Source organism: Acinetobacter sp. BEC1-S18-ESBL-01, from assembly GCF_014169935.1.
Classification (GTDB): domain Bacteria; phylum Pseudomonadota; class Gammaproteobacteria; order Pseudomonadales; family Moraxellaceae; genus Acinetobacter; species Acinetobacter pittii.
The window spans coordinates 929,016-949,305 of sequence record NZ_AP022302.1 but is presented as its reverse complement, the minus strand read 5'-3'; the positions used below and the strand labels follow the sequence as shown (position 1 = coordinate 949,305).

Below are 20,290 nucleotides of genomic sequence, written 5' to 3'. Positions count from 1 at the left end.
AAAAATGAAATCATCAGTTCATAAAAAAATTTTAGACTGCTATGAGGGCCTATTTTATTCTTTTTAAACTCTATTTTATACATTGATTTTTATTATCTTTTTATCTTATTTAGCATATTAGCTAGAAACATAACATTACTTTTAAACACCATAAATCCGACGTTTTTTAGACCCAGTCGTCCACAAAATACTCAAAGATCAAAATTGTCAATTGGGTAGTTTCCCTTATTTCTCTTAAACAAATTTGTAAAAAAATCCAAATGATCTCTACATTCACCTAAAACATCTCAATTTAATTATCTTTGATTGAGTCTATTTTTTAACTTTTAGCTTTTATGTGCCCTTGGATGGGCTTGATCATACACTTGAGCCAAATGATCGAAATCAATATGGGTATAAATTTGTGTTGTAGATAAATTACTATGGCCTAGCATTTCTTGTACTGAACGCAAGTCACCGCTACTCGATAGCATATGGCTAGCAAAACAATGTCTGAGTAAATGTGGATGTAAATCGACATTTACACCTGCTCTTTGTGCCTGAAGCTTCACTCGTTTTTCAATTTGCCTTGGAGTGAGCGCCCCTCCTCGTAAGGAAATAAAGACAGAATCATTTTGATCAAAATGTCCTTTCCAAATTTTATAAACTTTCAACCAGTTCAATAGGCTTTCTTTTGCTTTTTTCCCAAATGGTACTATACGTGTTTTATTTCCTTTACCTGTAATACGAACAAGTTGGCGATTAAAATCTACATCCTTAACTGTTAAACCCTGTAATTCAGCCAAACGTAAACCACTTGAGTAAAGTAACTCAAGCATGGCTTTATCTCTTAACCACAATTGCTGATCAACCGGTTTTTCTGGCATAGGTTGATCCAAAATTTGATTAACCGTTTCTATGTCGATCATGCCGGGCAAAGGTCTAGGTTGGCGTTTTAACTTAAAATCGTCGGTAGGATTAATTTCTAGATATTTACCTTGTTCAGCCCACTTCATAAATTGACGAATTGAGGTGAGATGACGTTGCATGCTACTTGAACTTAACTGGTCCTGTTCGACACGCTGCGCTAAGTACTCTCTTAAATCTGAAGCTTCAATATTTCTCAAATCTAGTTGTTTGTGCTCGCAGAACTCAAGAAAGCTTTTAACATCCCGTTCATAAGCAGTAATCGTGTGCTCAGATTGATTCTGTATTTTTCTTTCTTTTAACCACATTGAGAGCAGTTGTAATGCAAAATCCAAATTGCTCTCCATTTATTTGCTCATTTTTTTGAGTGTATCAAAAACTATGTGATCATGAAAATTTGATACCGCACAACCTAATGCTGATCTAATTTATATATTACAATTTAAACCAAGTATTCATTGGACCTTGCTGCCATGACCACCATACTCATTCCTTATTTAATTGCGATTACCTTACTTACACTGACCCCTGGTTTAGATACGACTTTAATTATTCGTACAGCAACACTTGAAGGTAAATCGAAAGCGTTTCAAGCAGCTGTCGGCATTAGCCTTGGCTGTATTGTATGGGGAATTGTGGTTGCCTGTGGTCTAGGTGCTTTGCTCATGGCATCTGATCTCGCTTTTAATATTCTAAAATGGATGGGAGCAGCTTATCTAGCATGGTTAGGTTTAAATATGATTTTAAAACCACGTAGCCAACTTGCAGATATTCAAGAGAATAGTTCAAATACCTCTCCTTCACAAAATTGGTTTATTAAAGGCTTTTTGGGTAATTTACTTAATCCCAAAGTTGGTATTTTTTATATTTCATTTCTTCCACAGTTTATTCCACCACAAGCATCAGCAGTTACTTGGGTGATGGGACTGGTAATGATTCATGTGGTGATTGGAATGTTATGGTCAACTTTATTAATTTTGACTATGCAACCACTGTCACGTTATCTTAAGCAACCTAAATTTGTGAAATATATGGACCGAATTACTGGCAGTATTTTTGTGTTGTTTGCTTTGAAATTAGCTTTGAGTAAAAGATAATTAAATCAAATATTATTATACATATAAAAGAAAGCCTCTTTTATCACTTTAGCTGATGAAAAGAGGCTTCTATTTAGGTAATGCTATTAACCTTGGAAATAACGTAAATCCAAACGCCCATCATAAACATGAGTTGTTGGACCAGTCATCCAGACCACATCGCCTTCTTGCCATTCGATTTGTAACTTACCACCAGCAAGCTCAACTTCAACTGAGTTCGCAAGTAAGCCACGGCGCATACCACTTACAGCAGCAGCACAAGCCCCTGTACCGCATGCAAGTGTTTCACCTACGCCACGCTCAAATACACGTAAGCGAATATGTTTTTCATCAATTACTTGCATAAAGCCAGCATTAACACGTTCAGGGAAACGTTTATGTGACTCAACTTGTGGACCAATGCCAGCAACATCTGCAGTTAATACATCTGGAACAATAGTGACAGCGTGAGGATTGCCCATATTAACCACATCAATATTAATGGTCTGGTCGTTAGCTAACTCAAGTGTATATAAAGCTTCTGGTTGTTCTGCAATGAATGGAATTTCATTCGGTAAGAACTTCGGGTACCCCATATTGACGCGAACCCAACCATTTTGTCCCAATTCAGGTTTTACAATACCTGCTTTGGTTTGGACAGTAATACTTGTTTTGGTCGTTAAATGGCGCTCATGTACAAAACGAGCAAAACAGCGTACACCATTACCACATTGTTCAACTTCAGAACCATCAGCATTAAAAATACGATATTTAAAATCTGCTTCCGGTAAATCTGGTGGTTCAACAATTAAAAGCTGATCAAAACCGATGCCAAAATGACGATCGGCTAAGCGTTGAATTGTTTCTGTATCCAAATAGGCACGTTGGCTGATTAGATCAACCACCATAAAGTCGTTGCCTAGGCCATGCATTTTAGTAAATTCTAACAACATTTCATTTACTCCTCAGGCAACAAGCGTTCATTTTCCCACAGGGATTCAACCGTTTCACGCTCACGAATCAAATGGGCTTTATCGCCTGACACCATCACTTCTGCGGCACGTCCACGTGTGTTGTAATTTGAACTCATTACAAAACCATAAGCGCCAGCGCCAAGAACAGCTAACAAGTCATTTTCTTTTAAAGCCAATGAACGATCTTTACCAATGAAATCACCCGTCTCACAGATTGCACCCACAAGATCCCAAGTTTTTTCTTCAGTATCTGAACTTGGCACTACAGGTTGGATATCCATCCACGCTTCATATAAAGCAGGGCGAATTAAATCATTCATTGCTGCATCAATAATGGCAAAGTTACGGTGGCTCGTTGGCTTGAGCAAATCAACTTTGGTTAAAAGCACACCTGCATTTGCACTAATGCTACGACCCGGTTCCATATAAACCTTGAGACCTAATTTTTCTAAAGCAGGTTTCATTGAGTTGGCATATTCTTCAACACTTGGCGGTGTTTCATCTTTATAACAAACACCTAACCCGCCACCGATATCGATGTGTTTAAGAGTAATACCAAGTTTTTTCAATTCTTCGATCATCAACATGACACGATCTAAAGCGTCAACAAACGGTTTAGTCTCGGTCAACTGCGAACCAATGTGGCAGTCAATGCCAATAATTTCAAGGTTTGGCAAAGATGCAGCATATTGATAGGTTTCATAAACGGTATCACTTGGAATACCAAATTTATTTTCTTTTAAACCTGTTGAAATATAAGGATGAGTTTTTGCATCTACGTCTGGATTTACACGTAAAGAAATCGGCGCTTTTTTGCCTAGACGAGCTGCAACTTTCTGAAGACGGTCTAGTTCTGCATAAGACTCTACGTTAAAGCAAGCAATGCCTACATTTAACGATGTTTCAATATCAGCTTCGGTTTTACCTAAACCAGAAAAAACAACTTTAGATGCATCTCCACCCGCTTTTAAAACGCGTGCAAGTTCACCACCTGATACGATATCAAAACCAGCACCAAGTTTTGCCAACACATTAAGAACAGCTATATTTGAGTTAGATTTCACCGCAAAACAGATTTGATGATCAATAAAATCAAAAGCACGGTCCATATCTAAGTAATGTTTTTCAAAAGCTGCTTTTGAATAAACATACAAAGGTGTGCCAAATTGCTGCGCAAGCTGCTCCATAGAACATTGCTCTGCATGCAATACTCCATTAATGCGAGTGAAACTCATGAATGTGTCCTTATTTCAAAGCTTAAGGTGAAGTTGTTTGGGTTGGGGCTGATGATTCAACTGGCTGTTCAGCCTGCTCATCCTGTTGAACAACTTGTTTCTGTTCTTTATTACGATAGAGCAAGTATTTCGCGCGTTTGTCATAATTCGGATCAGAAGGTAGCTGTAATGCTCCTGACTGACCACAAGCGCTAAGCAAAATACTGCTGCTCAATAAACTGATGAGGCAAATGACACGACGCATCTGAGCACCTGATTTAAACAATTCGATGCAGTATACCGTGATCATGCAGGCGGCTAAAGAGTAAACTTAAAGAGAAAAACAATATGCATAAAAAACGCCAGCTTTTCAGCCAGCGTTTGATCATAACCAAATAAATTTAATTACTTTTTATGACGTGGTTTATAGAAGAAGAAATAACCAATGATCAAGATAACAAACCAAATTGGGCTGACTTTAAGCGCTTTGAACGTATCTGGTTCTAAAGACAGCACATAAATCATGCCAATAAAGAAAATAATCGTGATCCAACATGTAAATAGACCACCCGGTAATTTAAATGTTGATTTTGCATGTAGCTCAGGACGCGTAGTGTAGTAACGGATATAACTCCAGATAATGAGTAACCACACGCAAATGAACAGAATCGTTGAAAGCGTCGTTGCAAGCGTAAATGCCTCAACTGTATTTGGAACAAAATACTGTAATGCCGCACCTAACAATAAACACGCAGCAGAGAAATACAATGCATTTGCCGGCACCGCACGTCTATTCAATTTACCAAAAGCTTTTGGACCTTGATCTTCACGAGATAAACCAAATAACATACGGCTTGTTGAGAAGACACCACTATTCATTGACGACATAACTGATGACAATACCACCAAGTTCATCAAAATCGCTGCTGCTGCCACACCTGCTTGACTGAACAAGTTTACAAATGGACTAATCGCAGGATCAATTTTATTCCAAGGCGTTACAGACATTACGATCAACAATGCCAATACGTAGAAAATAATGATACGGATTGGAATTGAGTTAATTGCTTTTGGTAAGTTACGTGCTGGATCTTTCGTTTCCGCAGCCGTTGTTCCCACAAGTTCCACACCAACAAAAGCAAAGATTGCAATCTGGAAGCCTGCCAAGAAACCATGTACACCTGTTGGGAAGAAACCACCGTTAGCCCAGAGATGAGTAAATGATGCAACTTCACCTTTACTTGAGGTAAAGCCTGTAAAGATCATCCATAGCCCCACAGCGATTAAAATAATAATCGCAAGAATCTTAATGAGCGCAAACCAGAACTCTAACTCACCAAACAAGCGAACTGTTAACAGGTTTAAACCCATAATAAATACAATCGCGGCAACACTGATCATCGCCCCTTCGACAGGCGAGAAAGGTAGACCATTATTGAAGAATTGTAAGTAGTAGATAATTGCAGAAAGGTCAGCGATACCAATCGTGATCCAACATAACCAGTATGTCCACCCTACAAAGTAACCCGCCCATGGACCGATTAAATCTGTTGTGAAGTCAATAAATGATTTATAGGCAAGGTTTGAAAGAAGTAATTCGCCAAGCGCACGCATGACAAAAAACACCATCACACCAATAATCAAATAAATGAATAAGATTGATGGACCAGCAAGGCTAATTGTTTTGCCTGATCCCATAAATAATCCGGTACCAATTGCACCACCAATCGCGATCAGCTGTAAATGCCGATTGGAGAGGCTTCGATGGAGCTCACCTTGTTCATGAGGCTCGCTCAGATTTTGATTCGACATTTGATAAATACACTCCAGTAATTTTTTTAGTCCGTTAGCTAAATTCAAATCAAAAAGACGATATCGCACCATTTGCAGGTATCTTTTAAATGTATATTTTTTGACAACTTTTCAGCTAACCAATTTTGTCTGTATTGCTGATGATTCCAAGCTACATACAATTATGGCCGATAATACGCACAAGCCTATTGCAATACAACGGACTCTCAAGTCAACTTTTGTCGTACTTGCTTAACTTTCGCATATATAAAAAGGCTACCAGTGAGGTAGCCTTTTCGATTAAGGATCAGGAAATAAATTTATCTTTTGAAAAATTTACTTTTGTTTATTCTTCAATCTTTCTTCCCAGAATGTCGCATTTTTAATTCCTAATTTAACAGGGTCAAATGTGTACTCTGTTACTCCAGCTTTTTGCTGAGCTTCATAATCTTTAAGAGCTTTAATTGTTGGCTTCCATACAAAATAAGTCACAATAATTCCGACAATATTAATCCATGCCATTAGACCGACACCAATATCACCAATACCCCATATATAACCGGTTGCACTTAAAACCCCATAAGATACAGAGAGAATAATAAAGCACTTCGTCACAAATAATAACGATGGAGATTTAGTAATATAGCTTAGATAAGTAATGTTAGTTTCAGCAATATAGTAATACGCAACAATCGTTGTAAAAGCGAAGAAGAACACAGCCAATGCCACAAAGATTTGGCCAAAATTACCAAACATTGTACTCACTGCCATTTGGGTAAAAGCAGGAGAACCTATTTCTACAGTAGCTCCAACATTTTGTACAATAAATTGACCAGCTTCTAATGTACCTTGTACGTTATACATACCTGTAATTAAAATCATAAATGCTGTTGCAGAGCAGACGAATAATGTATCGACATAAATCGAGAATGCCTGTACAAAACCTTGTTGAGCTGGGTGTTGAACTTCTGCTGCAGCTGCTGCGTGTGGCCCTGTTCCTTGCCCTGCCTCATTTGAATAAACACCACGTTTTACCCCCCAACCGATTGCAGCACCAAGACCCGCCATAGGAGAAAAAGCATCTTCAAAAATTAATTTGATTACACCAGGTAGCTCGTGAATATTCGCAATCACAATAACAACAGCCATTAGAATATAACCAGCTGCCATAAAAGGAACAACGAATTCAGCAAAACGTGCAATCCGTTTAATACCACCAAAAATAATGATAGCGAGTAAACCAACAATCACCACAAGTGCTACAATTTTAAACAGGCCAATATCACCAAAAATAATTGCCCCTTCACCTGTAATCTGTGTAAATGCCTTACCTACCGCATTTGCTTGAATACCAGGTAAGAACAAACCACAAGAAATAATTGCTGCTATAGCAAATACGATGCCTAACCAACGCTGTCCTAGCCCTCTGTCAAAATAAAAAGCAGGACCACCACGATATTGCCCTTGATATTCGACTTTATAGATTTGACCTAAAGTTGATTCTACATATGCCGTGCTTGCTCCTAAAAATGCAACCAACCACATCCAAAAGACAGCACCCGGCCCACCAAAGCCAATTGCTGCCGCTACACCCGCAATATTACCTACACCTACTCGTCCCGATAATGAAACAGCTAAGGCTTGAAATGATGAAATCCCCTGTTCTGAAGAAGTACCTTTTATTAATAGTCTGGCCATTTCCTTCATTTGACGTACTTGCACAAATCTTGTCAAAATAGAAAAAAATAAACCCGCGCCTAAGCACAGGTAAATAAGTGCCTTACTCCAAATAATGCCATTAATCCAATCAACAATTTCTGCTGCACTCATAGATATCAACCTTTTGTATTTTTAAAATACAATACTCATATTATTTTGTTCGTTTTCACTTCAGCAATATCCATGCCATATCTATAATAAACAGCTAGATACATACTCCAGTAAAAACACCGTCCTTGGGGAATAGATTAGATTTTTTATATCCACTGAAAACAAACTTTATCTGACTTGTAAAAATCCAATATCGTGTTATTTTTGGTGTCTTTCCCTTATTAGTTCCTTAGAAGATCCCTTCAAATTTCCTCAATATCTTTTATGATAATTTTTGGAAACAAGAACGAAGAACTTCCTAAGAACTATATTTATATAATATCGAGCAAAATTTCAATTTTTTATGAGCAAAGTCAAAACTGTTTACCGTTGCGAGCAATGTGGTACCGATCATCTTAAATGGGCTGGTCAATGCTCAGAGTGTGGTGAATGGAATTCTCTGACTGAAGTTAAACTTGAGCCAACCACTGCTCACCGCGCACGTCCTAAAATCGGGGGCTATGCGGGTCAAGTTGCTAACATTACAACGCTAAATAAAGTTTCCGTTTCTCATGAAACCCGCTTACCTACAGGCATTAGCGAATTTGACCGAGTGCTTGGCGGCGGTTTGGTGACAGGTTCTGTGGTGCTGATTGGTGGTGACCCCGGTATTGGTAAATCAACCATTCTTTTGCAAACTGCGACCCATATGGCAAGCGAAAAAAGCTCTGCACTTTATATTACGGGTGAGGAATCTTTATCTCAGGTGGCGCTTCGTGCGCAACGTCTTGACCTGCCAACCGACCAATTAAAAGTCATGGCTGAAACCTGTGTAGAACGCATTTGTGAAGTTTTAGAACAAGAAAAACCTGTAGTCGCTATTCTAGATTCGATTCAAACACTTTATACAGAAACCCTCCAATCTGCTCCGGGTGGTGTTTCACAAATTCGTGAATCTGCTGCTTTATTAACCCGTTATGCAAAAAATAGTGGCACAGCACTATTCATTGTTGGTCACGTGACCAAAGAAGGTGCACTGGCAGGTCCACGTGTTTTAGAGCATATGGTGGACTGCGTACTTTACTTTGAAGGTCAATCAGACTCTCGCTATCGCATGATTCGTGCTGTTAAAAACCGTTTTGGTGCAGTGAATGAGCTTGGCGTATTTGGCATGACTGATAAAGGCTTACGTGAAGTGGCCAATCCTTCTGCTATTTTCTTAAGTCGTTATGATGAAGCGATTCCCGGTTCAATTGTCATGATTAGCCGTGAAGGAACTCGCCCTCTTTTGGTCGAAGTGCAAGCTTTAGTTGATGATGCTCAAGGACAACCACGACGTGTTGCACTTGGTCTTGAACAAAACCGTTTGAACATGTTGCTTGCTGTAATGCATCGTCATGGCGGCGTGCAAACCACTGGACAAGATGTATATGTCAACATTGTAGGTGGCTTAAAAATTACCGAAACAGGTTCTGATTTGGCTGTTTTACTCGCATGTGCTTCAAGTTTACGTACTAAAGCCTTGCCCCAACAACTTGCAGTTTTTGGGGAAGTTGGTCTTTCTGGTGAAATTCGCCCTGTTCCTAACGGTCAGGAGCGCTTAAAAGAAGCAGCAAAACATGGCTTTAAATATGTCATTTTACCAAGAGGAAACGCTCCTCAAAAGGCAATTCCGGGCGTACAAGTTATTGCTGTTGCGCGCTTGCATGAAGCATTGACAGAAGCTATGCAGCTCAGTGATGAATTGACATAAAAAAACATACTTTTATAGTTGAAATTTAGAGTAAAAGCCTGCATAAATACTATTACAAATTAACTCTAAACAGGAATTTCCTATGGAAGTACACCAGCGTGGCTTGATTACCGGTATTTTAATGGCTGCTTTAGCAATTTCGCCTCTTGCTGAAGCTAAACGTGCAGGTGGTGGTAAAAGCCACGGTATGGCACGTTCGACTACTTCAAGCCAGTCTTATCAACAACCTCGTCAAGTGACTCCAGTTCAACAAACCACTACAGCGCCTCAGAAATCTGGTCCAGGCGTTGGTTCAATGGTTGCAGCTGGTGTCGCTGGTGCTGCCGTAGGTGCTGTTGCAGCAAATGCTTTAGCTGATGACAAACCGACATCAACTGAACAGCAAGCCACTCAGGCTCAAGCTCAAGAAGAGAAAAAAGGTGGAATCCCAGGTTGGATTTGGGTATTGCTTGCCGCAGCTCTTGCTTTCTTTGTATTCCGTAAATTGGGATCAAAAAAAAAATTAGCGGGTAACAACCCTTACGCACCAAATAGCAACGGTCAAAACCCATTTGGTCGTTCTGCTGCACCACAAGCAGCTCCACGTAATGCTGGCGATAATACAAATATCTTTGGTCAATCTGTGGGTGGCGGTGCAGCAACGCAAGCGCCTTTTGGTGGTGTAACCACGAGCAATGGCAATCAACTTCCAGATGGTAGTGAACCAGCTGCGTTCTTACGTATTGCACGTCAACGTTTTAATCATATCCAATCGATGAATACTGCAAGTAACATTGAAGAAATTCGCCGTTACTTAACACCAGAACTTTATAGTTCTATGTATAACGACATCATGGAAAACCAAGATCAAGACGTTGCTGAATTTAGCAACTTGAATGCGATGGTTGTAGATAGTGCAACTGAAAATGGTCAATACGTAGTAAGCGTACGTTTCACTGGTACAGTAAGCGAAGACTTAAACAGCTTGCCACAACCGTTTACCGAAATCTGGCACTTTGTTAAACCTGCTGGCTCTCAGCAAGACTGGGTTGTTGCAGGTATTCAACAAGCTTAAGCTAAATAAATCCTAAATAAAAAAGCCACAATATAGTGGCTTTTTTATTTGTCAGCGTTTAAGCAATTTCTGCTGGAAAGGTCACTACTTTTTCAATTTTGACCTGATCCATTGCAACCATAAGTAAACGGTCTACACCTAAAGCAATACCTGAGCATTCCGGCATATGAGGCAATGCTGCTAACAGATGCTCATCTAAAGGCATAACATGAAGCCCTTGCTTAGCCCGCTCTGCATTATCTGCTTCAAAGCGAGAACGTAACACATCTGCATCGAGTAATTCATCGTAAGCATTTGCCAGTTCTAAGCCTTCAATATAAACCTCGAAACGCGCCGCGACCTCTTCCCCATCTTCATCTACTTTCACTTTTGCCAAAGAGGCCATTTCTGGTGGAAAGTCTGTTAAAAAAACTGGAGCATCAAAACCCAAACTTGGTTCAACAAAATGAGAAAACAACAAATCCATGTAAGCTAGACGATCATCGCCCAAATCAAGGTTTAACCCCACACGATTTGCGGTATCTTTGAGTTGCTTTAAAGTTGCTTGCAACGGGTTAATATCAAGACGATCTTGAAAGGCATGTTTATAACTTAAAATAAACGGACGAACTTCACCAAAACGATGCTGCAAACAAGTCTGCAATAAATCGGCTGTTTCATGCATTAACGCTTTTAAGTCTAGACCGGGGCGATACCATTCAAGCATGGTAAATTCACTGTTGTGTTTACGCCCGTGTTCATCATCTCGAAAAACCTTACAGATTTGATAAATCGGCCCACTACCGCTCGCCAATAAACGTTTCATGGCAAACTCTGGTGAAGTCTGTAAATATTGTGTTTGCAATTTGCCATTAATATGACGCAAAGCCAGAACCGAAGCTAAATGTACATCGGTGACACCTGCTTGTGAAACGATTGGTGTTTCGACTTCCATAACACCACGTTCAGCAAAAAACTGACGAATTTGGGTGTAGAGCTTGGCACGTGCTTTTAAGGCATCAATTGAACAAGTAGGTTGATAACTTAAACTCATGCCTGTGGTCCCCCATGTGCTGCCCATTCACGGCGCAGCGGATAATTCTTACGTAATAAATCAAATGCTTTTTGCTCTACTTTGCCGTCTTTAACACAGGCACGGATGTTGGCATCATCTTGAGCAATATCATAAATTTGAGATAGTTTTTGCTTTAATACAGCTTTTAAATCATGCCCCGAAAAATAGTCTTCGCATGCAGGTAGCTGAGTTTCAAAACGCTTATTAATGTCGTATCCAAATTTTTGGCAAAACGCTTCATAAATCATTTGTGTACCACGGGCTTTTCCTTCAAGGCTATAACCAGCAATATGCGGTGTTGCTAAAGCCAACATGTCTATGAGTTCTTCTGATATGACTGGTTCATGCTCAAATACATCAAGCACCACTTTACGCTGGGTACGCTGAATATCTTCCATTAAAGCGGTTTCTTTCACGACTGGACCACGTGCACTATTAATTAAAATCGTGTCAGGTTGAAGCGCTGCAAAAGCTTTTTCATCAAACAAATGATATGTCGGATGTTCACCGTTTTTTGTAAGCGGGACATGAATTGAAATGGCATTGGCTTGTTGCAACAGAATTTCTAAGCTTACATTTTCAATTGTGTCTAGTTTCACATATGGGTCGAAGCCAATTACATTCCAGCCAAGTAACTGAGCCATATAGACCAAACGCTTACCGACGTTGCCAAGGCCAACAATGCCTAGGGTAAATTTTTCTTGTTGTTCTAAAAGGTCCGCATCTAAATGCAGTAAAGCAGTAATGACATATTCAGCAACCGCTTGCGCATTACAACCTGCTGCATTCGCCCATGTAATTCCTTGTTTTTCTAAAGCAGAAATATCTAAATGATCGGTGCCGATTGTGGCACTACCCACATATTTTAAAGCGGTGTTTTGAATTAAACTTTCGTTTACTGCGGTGACTGAGCGAACCAATAAAGCTTCAGCATCTTTTACATCTGCGTGCGTTAAGGTGCGTCCTGCATGGTGTTGAATATCGCCAAACTCAGAAAAAAAGTAATCGGTAAATGCCAAGTTTTCATCTGCGACGATTTTCATTATCTGCAACTCAAAGCTTATAAAAACGTTATTATCCTTTGAGTTGTAGCAAAGCACAATGTTCAGGGCGTTAAATTACGATAAGGTTTCTAAGCGTAGTTCACCTACAAACCACCACCGAAATAAAAATAAGTCATCACCGCAAGAGTGAGCCACATTAAAATAATAAGTACAGCAACCAAATAATTTCGTGGTCCTTTTTCATGTTCTTCTAGCCATTCATTAGCTTGCTGTTCTGCATCGAAAATGACTTGTTGAGGTGTAAAACGAACAGCTAACCAAATCAGCATCGGTAGAATGATGGCCTCATCTAAAAGGCCTAAAATAGGAATAAAATCTGGAATTAAATCGATTGGACTAAAGGCATAAGCCACAGCCACCACAGCAATAACTTTTGGGAACCATGGCATTTGAGGATGCTTTGACGCAAACCAAAGCATAATAATTTGTTTTTTTAGACGTTTTGCCCATTCTTTTAGTGATTGTAACCAAGACATTTGGACAGACTCTGAACCTTTAGAGTTTTATAATAATCCATAAAACCTATCCTTAGCTTAAAAGCCAAAGAAATGTCAGATGAGCTTCATTTTAGTCCATCACCTTGAACAATATATTTTAAATTTCTGTATATAAAACAAATCTGTCTCCCCTACAAAAACTCGCCAAAGTCAGGCCAGATTGTTTGGCTAATTGAATAGCCATGCTGGTAGGCGCTGAAATTGACGCCAGTAGACTTATATTCAGTTGGGCACATTTTCGTATCAGTTCATAACTTGCCCGACTGGTCATCACAACAAAACCTAAACTGGTGTCGTAGTTTTCTTGTGCTAAATAACCGATTAATTTATCTAAAGCATTATGGCGGCCAACATCTTCAAATAAAGCGACAATGTGCCCATCAACCACCCAAGCTGCGGCATGTGCGCCACCCGTTAAAGCGGTAATTTCCTGTTGGGCTTTTAAGTGGGAAATGGCACTCGGAATTTGCTCAAGCCATATTTTTGATGCATGCGTTGTAATTTTGGGCACGTCTAACTGAAACTGCTCTAAGCTTTCAATTCCACATAAACCACAGCCTGTACGGCCTACCATCATGCGGCGATGTTCTTTTAATGCAGCAAACGCTCTAGATGAAATGGTCATTTCAACCGTAATGCCCAATTCATTTTGATGTACATCAAGCGCATATAGCTCTTTTAAGCTGGTTAAAATTCCTTCGGAGAGACTAAAGCCTTTGGCAAATAATTCTACATCGGTCGGTGTCGCCATCATCACCGCATGCGAAATGTCGTTATACACCAAGGCAATTGGGTACTCTTGTACAATATGATCTAAAACATTTTCAGAGTCGGTTTTGTTAAACCGCTGTACTGGTAATGTTTCAACGCCATAGGAATGTGGTGTCAAAATTATTTCCTTTATTTCAAAATGGCGCTTGTTTAGAGCGCCATTTTTTAATGTTGCCTTTGATTTAAAGGCTGCTTACTTTCTTATCGGCATCTTCAGGAGCTACTGCCGTGGCCAAGTTAAAATGCTCTGGCGCATTTCCCGGATGTAAAATCACAGGAACACTTTTAGAAGCCGGAATCTTGGCATATTTATCATGACTGCTTAAGGCCACCAAAGGATTAGTTTCCGGATAGTAAGCGGCTAAGCTGCCTCGCGGAATGTTGTACGGCACAATACGGAAACTATGCACAATACGTTTCATACCATCTGAAAAAACACTTTCAATATCGACCCACTGGTTTGCTTCAAAACCAGCTTCATCAATATCAGCTTGGTTCATAAACAAAACACGGCGCTGACCGAACACCCCACGGTAACGGTCATCTAGACCATATAGAGTAGTGTTGTATTGGTCATGAGAACGCGTGGTCATTAAGGTATAAACTTTACTGTCGGTATATGCGGCAGCGTACTGATTTTCTTTATCGGCATAGACTTCACTCAGCGGTGTAATCATAAACTGCGCTTTACCACTTTTTGTATTCCAGATGTGCTGATTGGCTGGATGCTCTAGATGGAATCCACCCGGTTTATAGACACGTAAATTAAAGTCATGGAACTCATCAAAGACATCGGCAATTGAGTCACGAATACGATCATAACTTTCGATATACCACTTCCACTTAATTTGGCTGTCTGGAAGCACTGCTTCGGCCATTCGGGCGACAATATCAGGTTCAGACAAAATATTGTCAGAAATTGGAGCGTTACGCCCTGCTGACAAATGAATATTACTCATTGAATCTTCGACTGAAATTGCCTGTGGGCCATGAAGCTGCTCATCAATTTCGGTACGGCCCAAACATGGCAAAATTAATGCATCTTTACCACACACCAAATGGCTACGATTTAACTTGGTTGCGACATGAACGGTTAAATTACACTTTCTAAGTGCTTCTTGGGTATATGGTGTATCAGGCGTTGCAACTGCAAAGTTCCCACCCAAACCAATAAAGACTTTGACCTCGCCCTCAGCCATAGCTTTAATGGTCTCAACAACACCATGCCCATTTTTTCTCGGTGATTTAATTCCAAATACGCGGTCAATGTTGTCGAGTAATTTAGGGCTAGGCAGTTCATTAATACCCATGGTTCGGTCGCCTTGCACATTACTGTGCCCACGAACTGGACATAGCCCTGCGCCCGGTCTGCCAATTTGACCACGCGCCAACAATAAATTTGCCAGCATGTGTACATTGGCTGTTCCGTGGCGGTGTTGAGTGATGCCCATTCCCCAACAGAAAATTGAACGCTCTGATTCTAAAAAGAGTTTGGCGAGTTTTTCTAAGTGTTCAGGCGATAACCCTGAGTGTTTATAAAGATCTGCCCATTCAGTTCTTTCAATCTCAGCAATCATTTCATCGAAACCAACAGTATTCACCGCAATAAAGTTTCGGTCAAAAACGCTTGGTTTACCTGAGGCAAGTGCTTTTTTATCCCACTCATTTAAGTGTTTTAACATCCCTAACATGAGTGCATAGTCACCACCAATTTTAGGTTGGAAATAATAGCGACTAATTGGTGTACTGCCGTTAGTCATCATTTCAAGCGGTGCTTGCGGATCTTGGAAACGCTCAAGACCTCTTTCTTTAATTGGGTTAATCGCAATAATGTTACCGCCGCGTTTAGATACTTCACGTAAAGTACCTAACATACGTGGATGGTTGGTGCCGGGGTTGTGCCCAAAACTAAAAATAGCATCGGCTAAGTCAAAATCTTCTAGGGTGACTGTGCCTTTTCCTAAACCAATCGAGTCAAGCAAACCAACACTTGTGGTTTCATGGCACATGTTCGAGCAGTCTGGAAAGTTATTTGTACCAAAGCTTCGCACAAATAATTGATATAAAAATGCTGCTTCGTTACTGGCACGGCCAGAGGTATAAAATGCCGCTTGGTCTGGGTTGTCTAGCGCATGTAAATGTTCAGCAATGAGTTTAAACGCATCGTCCCATGAAATAGGCAAATATTTATCGGTTGCAGCATCGTAGCGAACTGGGTCTGTTAAGCGACCTAAGTCTTCGAGGAAAAAGTCACTTTGCTCTGACAGCCAACTAACGGTATGTCCTGCGAAATATTCAGGAGTCACTGTTTTACTGGTTGCTTCAAAGGCAACTGCTTTTGCACCATTTTCACAGAAGTTAAAGGCATGAGCATCTTTCTTTTCTGGCCATGCACAGCCGGGACAGTCAAAACCTGTAGGCTGGTTAATATTGAGTAAGGTAATTGAACCTTTACCTAAAATATCTTGTCGCTTTAAGTTTCGAGCAACACTTAGCAGTGCACCCCACCCGCCAGCAGGATGAGTGTATGGCTCAATTCGCGCAAAACCGTTATTTTCCTGTATGTGCTTTTGTTCTTCTGAATTATCCACTTTGTCATCCTCTTAATTCTTCTTAGGCATTCAACAAATCCAATAAAACCACAAATTTAATTATGCTTATATTAAGAATCGCTGCTGTCTAGCTTGGGGGTAGAGTCCACTTGGTATATTATTCACCATATTTTAAAAAGCTGGCTCAACTGTTCTTATAATATGTGCCATATTTTTTACAATTACAATCATTCAAGCCAACCACGCTATTTATAGAAAAATATATAAAACAATGAGTTAAAAAGATAGAAACTCCGCCTTTTACAGATCAAAACATTATTAGTTTTCATTCTTAACAGAAGAGAAACTCTTTAAAATTGATGCTTACATGTCTTTATGTATGGTTTTTTTGGATTAAGCAGTATAAAACAATTAAAAATCTATCCACATTAGAGCACTTATGAAGGTTGTGATCGCTCCTGACTCATTTAAAGACAGCTTATCTGCTTTAAACGTAGCTCAGGCCATTGCCAAAGGATGGCAAGAAGTTTTTCCTCATGCAGAAACGATTTTATGCCCTATGGCCGATGGCGGCGAAGGAACCATTGAAGCTGTTTTAGAAGTCTGCGAGGGGCAATGGCGTGAAAAAACTGTGGTTGGGCCATTAAGTCAGCCTGTTCAGGCAAAATGGGGCTGGTTAGAAAAACAAAAAATCGCCATCATTGAAATGGCTCAAGCCAGCGGTATACAGTTAATCCCACCGGCTGAGCGTGATGCTTGCCACAGCACAACGTTTGGAACAGGCCAGCTCATTTTGGATGCTTTAGACGCAGGTGCAAAAGACATTATTTTAACTGTGGGCGGTAGTGCGACTAACGATGGCGGCACAGGATTACTGAGTGCTTTGGGTGCTGTTTTGCTCGATGCCAACCAAAAGGTTTTACCCGCAGGTGGCCTCGCTCTAGGCAACCTATCAAAAATTGATTTAACACACTTTGACACACGTATTCAGCATACACGGTTTTTACTGGCTGCCGATGTAACCAATCCGCTTTGTGGCCCAAATGGCTCATCACATATTTTTGGCCCACAAAAAGGGGCTTCCCCTACTCAAGTAAAGTTACTTGATCGAGCGCTTGCTCATTTTGCCGATGTCTCTGCGCAAATTTTAGGTTTCGACAAACGAGAGGAAGCAGGTTCTGGTGCTGCTGGTGGTTTGGGCTTTGCAGCCAAAAGTTATTTAGATGCAGATTTTAAAGCTGGCGTTAAAGTCGTAGGTGAACTGAATCAACTTGAACATAAAATTGCTCATGCAGATTGGGTTATTACAGGGGAAGGTAAATTTGACCAGCAAACCTTAAGCGGCAAAACAGTTTTTGGGGTAAGCCAAATTGCAAAAGCTCATGGCACCCCTGTCATTGTGATTGCAGGCTCTTTAGGCCAAGGCTATCAAGCGCTTTATGAGCATGGCGTTACGGCTGCTTTCTCATTAGCAAATGGCCCGATCACATTAGAACAAGCCTGTGAACATGCAGCCAAACTTATTTATGAAAGAACAGTCGATATTGCGAGATTAATTCAGCTTAGCCAAACCAGTTTGAGAGATAAAAAAGTTTAACCGCCTAACTTTAAAAGACTCTCTTTACAGCTTTCCAATATTTCATCGCTAAGCACAGATTGGTCTGGGCATGCGCGAGACAAGGCAATTGCCCCTACGGATTGAGCAAGAATATTAATAGCTTGCTTTCTCAACTCTGGCGCTTCCAAAGAAACTTGTTTTGCTCGTTCATTCATAATGAACTGAATAAGTTGCTCAATGCCCTCTTCAAATTCGACTTTTACTTCGTCTGGTTGTCTTGCGGCATCACAAGATAGCGCTGTTAAGGTGCAGCCCAAATCTCGGTTATCGCGATGAGTGCGGGACACATAAAGCTGAATAAATTGAGTTAAATTTAAGCCTTCTATTCTTTTTAAAACCTGCTCAAGCCCATGTTTAACGGTAATTGAGACAAGGTCTGTTTTCGAGCTGAAATGTTTATAAAACCCACCGTGGGTAAAGCCTGCGCTAGACATTAATTCAGCAATGCCGACACCATCGTAGCCTTTGTTACGAAACAGTTGAGTCGCCTTCTCGACAATTTTTTCTCGGTTTTCTTTTACCTGAGTTTTACTGACTTTCATGTTGGCCTACCCACTTTTACTCACCCTACTCGTCACAATTATACATTGATTATGATTGACATCAAAAAATATATATTTTAGATTATGATCATCATCTAAAAATTAAAGCGTGGAGACATCACATGTCAGCTCAATCAAAAGTACTTATTACAGGAGCTTCGTCAGGGATTGGTTCTGTTTATGCAGACCGATTTGCTCAACGTGGCCATAACTTAATCTTGGTTGCACGAGACACAAACCGCCTAGATAAAATCTCAAAAGATCTTCAAGAAAAATACGGCGTACAAGTCGAGTTCATTCAAGCCGATCTATCAAACGATCAAGACATTAGTAAAATTGAAGATGTACTCAAAAATGATGCTGATATTGAAATTTTGGTAAATAACGCAGGCATTGCACTAAACGGAACCTTTTTAACTCAAAATATTAAAGATATTGAAAAACTCATTACTTTAAATATGACTGCGGTTGTTCGTTTGTCTCATGCAATTTCGCAATCACTTATACATAAAGGTAAAGGTGCCATTATTAATTTAGGTTCTGTGCTTGGATTAGCCCCTGAATTAGGTTCTACCATTTATGGCGCAAGTAAATCTTTCATCCAATTTTTTAGCCAAGGCTTATATTTAGAATTAAAAGATCATGGCGTGCATGTTCAAGCCGTATTGCCTTCTGCTACTAAAACCGAAATTTGGGAACGTTCTGGCATCGACTTAAGCCAAGTTCCACCATTAATGGATGTCAATGATTTGGTCGATGCAGCCCTGATTGGCTTCGACCGTAAAGAAACAATCACAATTCCTGTGCTAAAAGACGAAAATCAATGGAATAATTTTGAAAAATCACGTATCACATTACTACCAAACTTTTCTTCGGCTGATGTAGCCCAACGTTATAAAAACTAACGAGTACCGCTACCCAACTCTTAAGTAGGAAAATCTTATGAATGTTATTGATGCCATCCGTAACCGCCGCGCAGTTAAACGCTTCGACCCTGCTTTTCAACTTTCTGAAGATAACAAAAAGCAGTTATTACAAGAAGTTTTAGCCAATGCGCCAAGCGCTTTTAACTTACAACATTGGCGTCCAGTCATCATTGAAGATACTGAGTTAAGACAAAAAATTCGCACCATTGCTTGGGATCAACCACAAGTTACAGAGTCATCATTACTGATTGTGTTGTGTGCAAAAGTAAATACATGGGAAGTTGATGCTAAGCGTGTATGGGATGGAGCTTCTCCGGAAGTTCAAAATATTATGGTTGGCGCAATTGACCAATATTACCGTGACCGTCCACAGACCCAACGTGACGAAGTGATGCGTAGTGCGGGTATTTTTGCTCAAACTTTAATGTTACTTGCTCAAGAGCATGGTTTAGACAGTTGTCCTATGGATGGTTTTGACTTTGATGCGATGGCAAAGCTCATTAACTTACCTGAAGATCACGTAGTATGTTTAATGATTGCAGTTGGTAAGTCAGCATCTCAGCCTTACCCACGTGTAGGCAAACTTCCTTACGACGATGTAATTATTCAAAATACATTCTAAGTTTTTAGTCAGATTTTAGGCCCTCATGCTATTTATAGCATGAGGGCCTAATTGTTAATGACATTCT

General features: G+C 40.1%; 18 protein-coding genes. 6 read left to right on the top strand and 12 right to left on the bottom strand.

The window, feature by feature from the left end; genetic code table 11:
• Window positions 1-326: 326 nt before the first annotated feature.
• Window positions 327-1,214 (bottom strand): site-specific tyrosine recombinase/integron integrase, encoded by an 888-nt coding sequence (gene xerA / locus H7R46_RS04470; protein ID WP_080631163.1) that lies wholly within the window; start codon window positions 1,212-1,214, stop codon window positions 327-329.
• A 165-nt stretch (window positions 1,215-1,379) separates the two neighbouring features.
• On the opposite strand from xerA, the gene H7R46_RS04465 reads away from it, so the two are divergent.
• A complete protein-coding gene (locus H7R46_RS04465) occupies window positions 1,380-2,003 on the top strand; it encodes a LysE family translocator (RefSeq protein ID WP_005067713.1) in 624 nt (207 codons plus the stop codon).
• Between the two features lie 86 nt (window positions 2,004-2,089).
• On the opposite strand, the gene dapF is transcribed toward H7R46_RS04465, so the two are convergent.
• The 5 genes from dapF to H7R46_RS04440 all read right to left on the bottom strand — a co-directional run bounded on the left by dapF (window position 2,090) and on the right by H7R46_RS04440 (window position 7,791).
• Window positions 2,090-2,935 carry a diaminopimelate epimerase gene (gene dapF, locus H7R46_RS04460; RefSeq protein WP_005067711.1) on the bottom strand — a complete coding sequence of 282 codons (846 nt, stop codon included), beginning with the start codon at window positions 2,933-2,935 and terminating at the stop codon, window positions 2,090-2,092.
• A 5-nt stretch (window positions 2,936-2,940) separates the two neighbouring features.
• On the bottom strand, window positions 2,941-4,191 hold the full coding sequence (gene lysA, locus H7R46_RS04455) for a diaminopimelate decarboxylase (RefSeq protein ID WP_005067709.1): 1,251 nt from the start codon (window positions 4,189-4,191) through the stop codon (window positions 2,941-2,943).
• Between the two features lie 22 nt (window positions 4,192-4,213).
• Window positions 4,214-4,435: an LPS translocon maturation chaperone LptM gene (gene lptM, locus H7R46_RS04450; RefSeq protein WP_002118887.1), complete on the bottom strand. Its 222-nt coding sequence runs from the start codon at window positions 4,433-4,435 to the stop codon at window positions 4,214-4,216.
• Between the two features lie 140 nt (window positions 4,436-4,575).
• A complete protein-coding gene (locus H7R46_RS04445; RefSeq protein ID WP_031945280.1) occupies window positions 4,576-5,982 on the bottom strand; it encodes an amino acid permease in 1,407 nt (468 codons plus the stop codon).
• Window positions 5,983-6,297: 315 nt separating this feature from the next.
• Window positions 6,298-7,791: an alanine/glycine:cation symporter family protein gene (locus tag H7R46_RS04440; RefSeq protein WP_005067705.1), complete on the bottom strand. Its 1,494-nt coding sequence runs from the start codon at window positions 7,789-7,791 to the stop codon at window positions 6,298-6,300.
• Window positions 7,792-8,134: 343 nt separating this feature from the next.
• On the opposite strand from H7R46_RS04440, the gene radA reads away from it, so the two are divergent.
• Together radA and H7R46_RS04430 are read left to right on the top strand one after the other, a co-directional pair.
• Entirely contained in the window at window positions 8,135-9,523 is a 1,389-nt protein-coding gene (gene radA, locus H7R46_RS04435) for a DNA repair protein RadA (protein WP_005067703.1), read from the top strand.
• Window positions 9,524-9,605: 82 nt separating this feature from the next.
• Window positions 9,606-10,577 (top strand): Tim44 domain-containing protein, encoded by a 972-nt coding sequence (locus H7R46_RS04430; protein WP_002118912.1) that lies wholly within the window; start codon window positions 9,606-9,608, stop codon window positions 10,575-10,577.
• Between the two features lie 58 nt (window positions 10,578-10,635).
• Here the strand turns inward: H7R46_RS04430 and epmA are convergent, their stop codons facing one another.
• The 5 genes from epmA to H7R46_RS04405 all read right to left on the bottom strand — a co-directional run bounded on the left by epmA (window position 10,636) and on the right by H7R46_RS04405 (window position 16,554).
• Window positions 10,636-11,610 (bottom strand): EF-P lysine aminoacylase EpmA, encoded by a 975-nt coding sequence (gene epmA / locus H7R46_RS04425; protein WP_005067700.1) that lies wholly within the window; start codon window positions 11,608-11,610, stop codon window positions 10,636-10,638.
• Window positions 11,607-12,674, bottom strand: a complete 1,068-nt coding sequence (locus H7R46_RS04420; RefSeq protein WP_005067698.1) for a 4-phosphoerythronate dehydrogenase — start codon at window positions 12,672-12,674, stop codon at window positions 11,607-11,609. The genes epmA and H7R46_RS04420 overlap by 4 nt, the downstream gene beginning before the upstream one ends.
• A gap of 104 nt (window positions 12,675-12,778) precedes the next feature.
• On the bottom strand, window positions 12,779-13,171 hold the full coding sequence (locus tag H7R46_RS04415) for a YkvA family protein (protein ID WP_005067697.1): 393 nt from the start codon (window positions 13,169-13,171) through the stop codon (window positions 12,779-12,781).
• 118 nt (window positions 13,172-13,289) lie between these two features.
• Window positions 13,290-14,081 carry a formate dehydrogenase accessory sulfurtransferase FdhD gene (gene fdhD, locus H7R46_RS04410; RefSeq protein WP_005067694.1) on the bottom strand — a complete coding sequence of 264 codons (792 nt, stop codon included), beginning with the start codon at window positions 14,079-14,081 and terminating at the stop codon, window positions 13,290-13,292.
• A gap of 64 nt (window positions 14,082-14,145) precedes the next feature.
• On the bottom strand, window positions 14,146-16,554 hold the full coding sequence (locus tag H7R46_RS04405) for an FdhF/YdeP family oxidoreductase (RefSeq protein ID WP_005067692.1): 2,409 nt from the start codon (window positions 16,552-16,554) through the stop codon (window positions 14,146-14,148).
• Between the two features lie 400 nt (window positions 16,555-16,954).
• Here H7R46_RS04405 and H7R46_RS04400 point away from each other — a divergent pair, with 400 nt between their 5' ends.
• Entirely contained in the window at window positions 16,955-18,112 is a 1,158-nt protein-coding gene (locus H7R46_RS04400) for a glycerate kinase (protein ID WP_005067688.1), read from the top strand.
• On the opposite strand, the gene H7R46_RS04395 is transcribed toward H7R46_RS04400, so the two are convergent.
• Window positions 18,109-18,675: a TetR/AcrR family transcriptional regulator gene (locus H7R46_RS04395; RefSeq protein WP_005067685.1), complete on the bottom strand. Its 567-nt coding sequence runs from the start codon at window positions 18,673-18,675 to the stop codon at window positions 18,109-18,111. The two genes, H7R46_RS04400 and H7R46_RS04395, sit on opposite strands and share 4 nt — an antisense overlap.
• Window positions 18,676-18,797: 122 nt before the next feature.
• Here H7R46_RS04395 and H7R46_RS04390 point away from each other — a divergent pair, with 122 nt between their 5' ends.
• The gene (locus H7R46_RS04390) at window positions 18,798-19,580 is read left to right on the top strand and encodes an SDR family NAD(P)-dependent oxidoreductase (RefSeq protein WP_005067681.1); all 783 of its coding nucleotides are present in this window, start codon (window positions 18,798-18,800) and stop codon (window positions 19,578-19,580) included.
• A 37-nt stretch (window positions 19,581-19,617) separates the two neighbouring features.
• Entirely contained in the window at window positions 19,618-20,223 is a 606-nt protein-coding gene (locus H7R46_RS04385) for a nitroreductase family protein (protein ID WP_005067678.1), read from the top strand.
• Window positions 20,224-20,290: the final 67 nt, after the last annotated feature.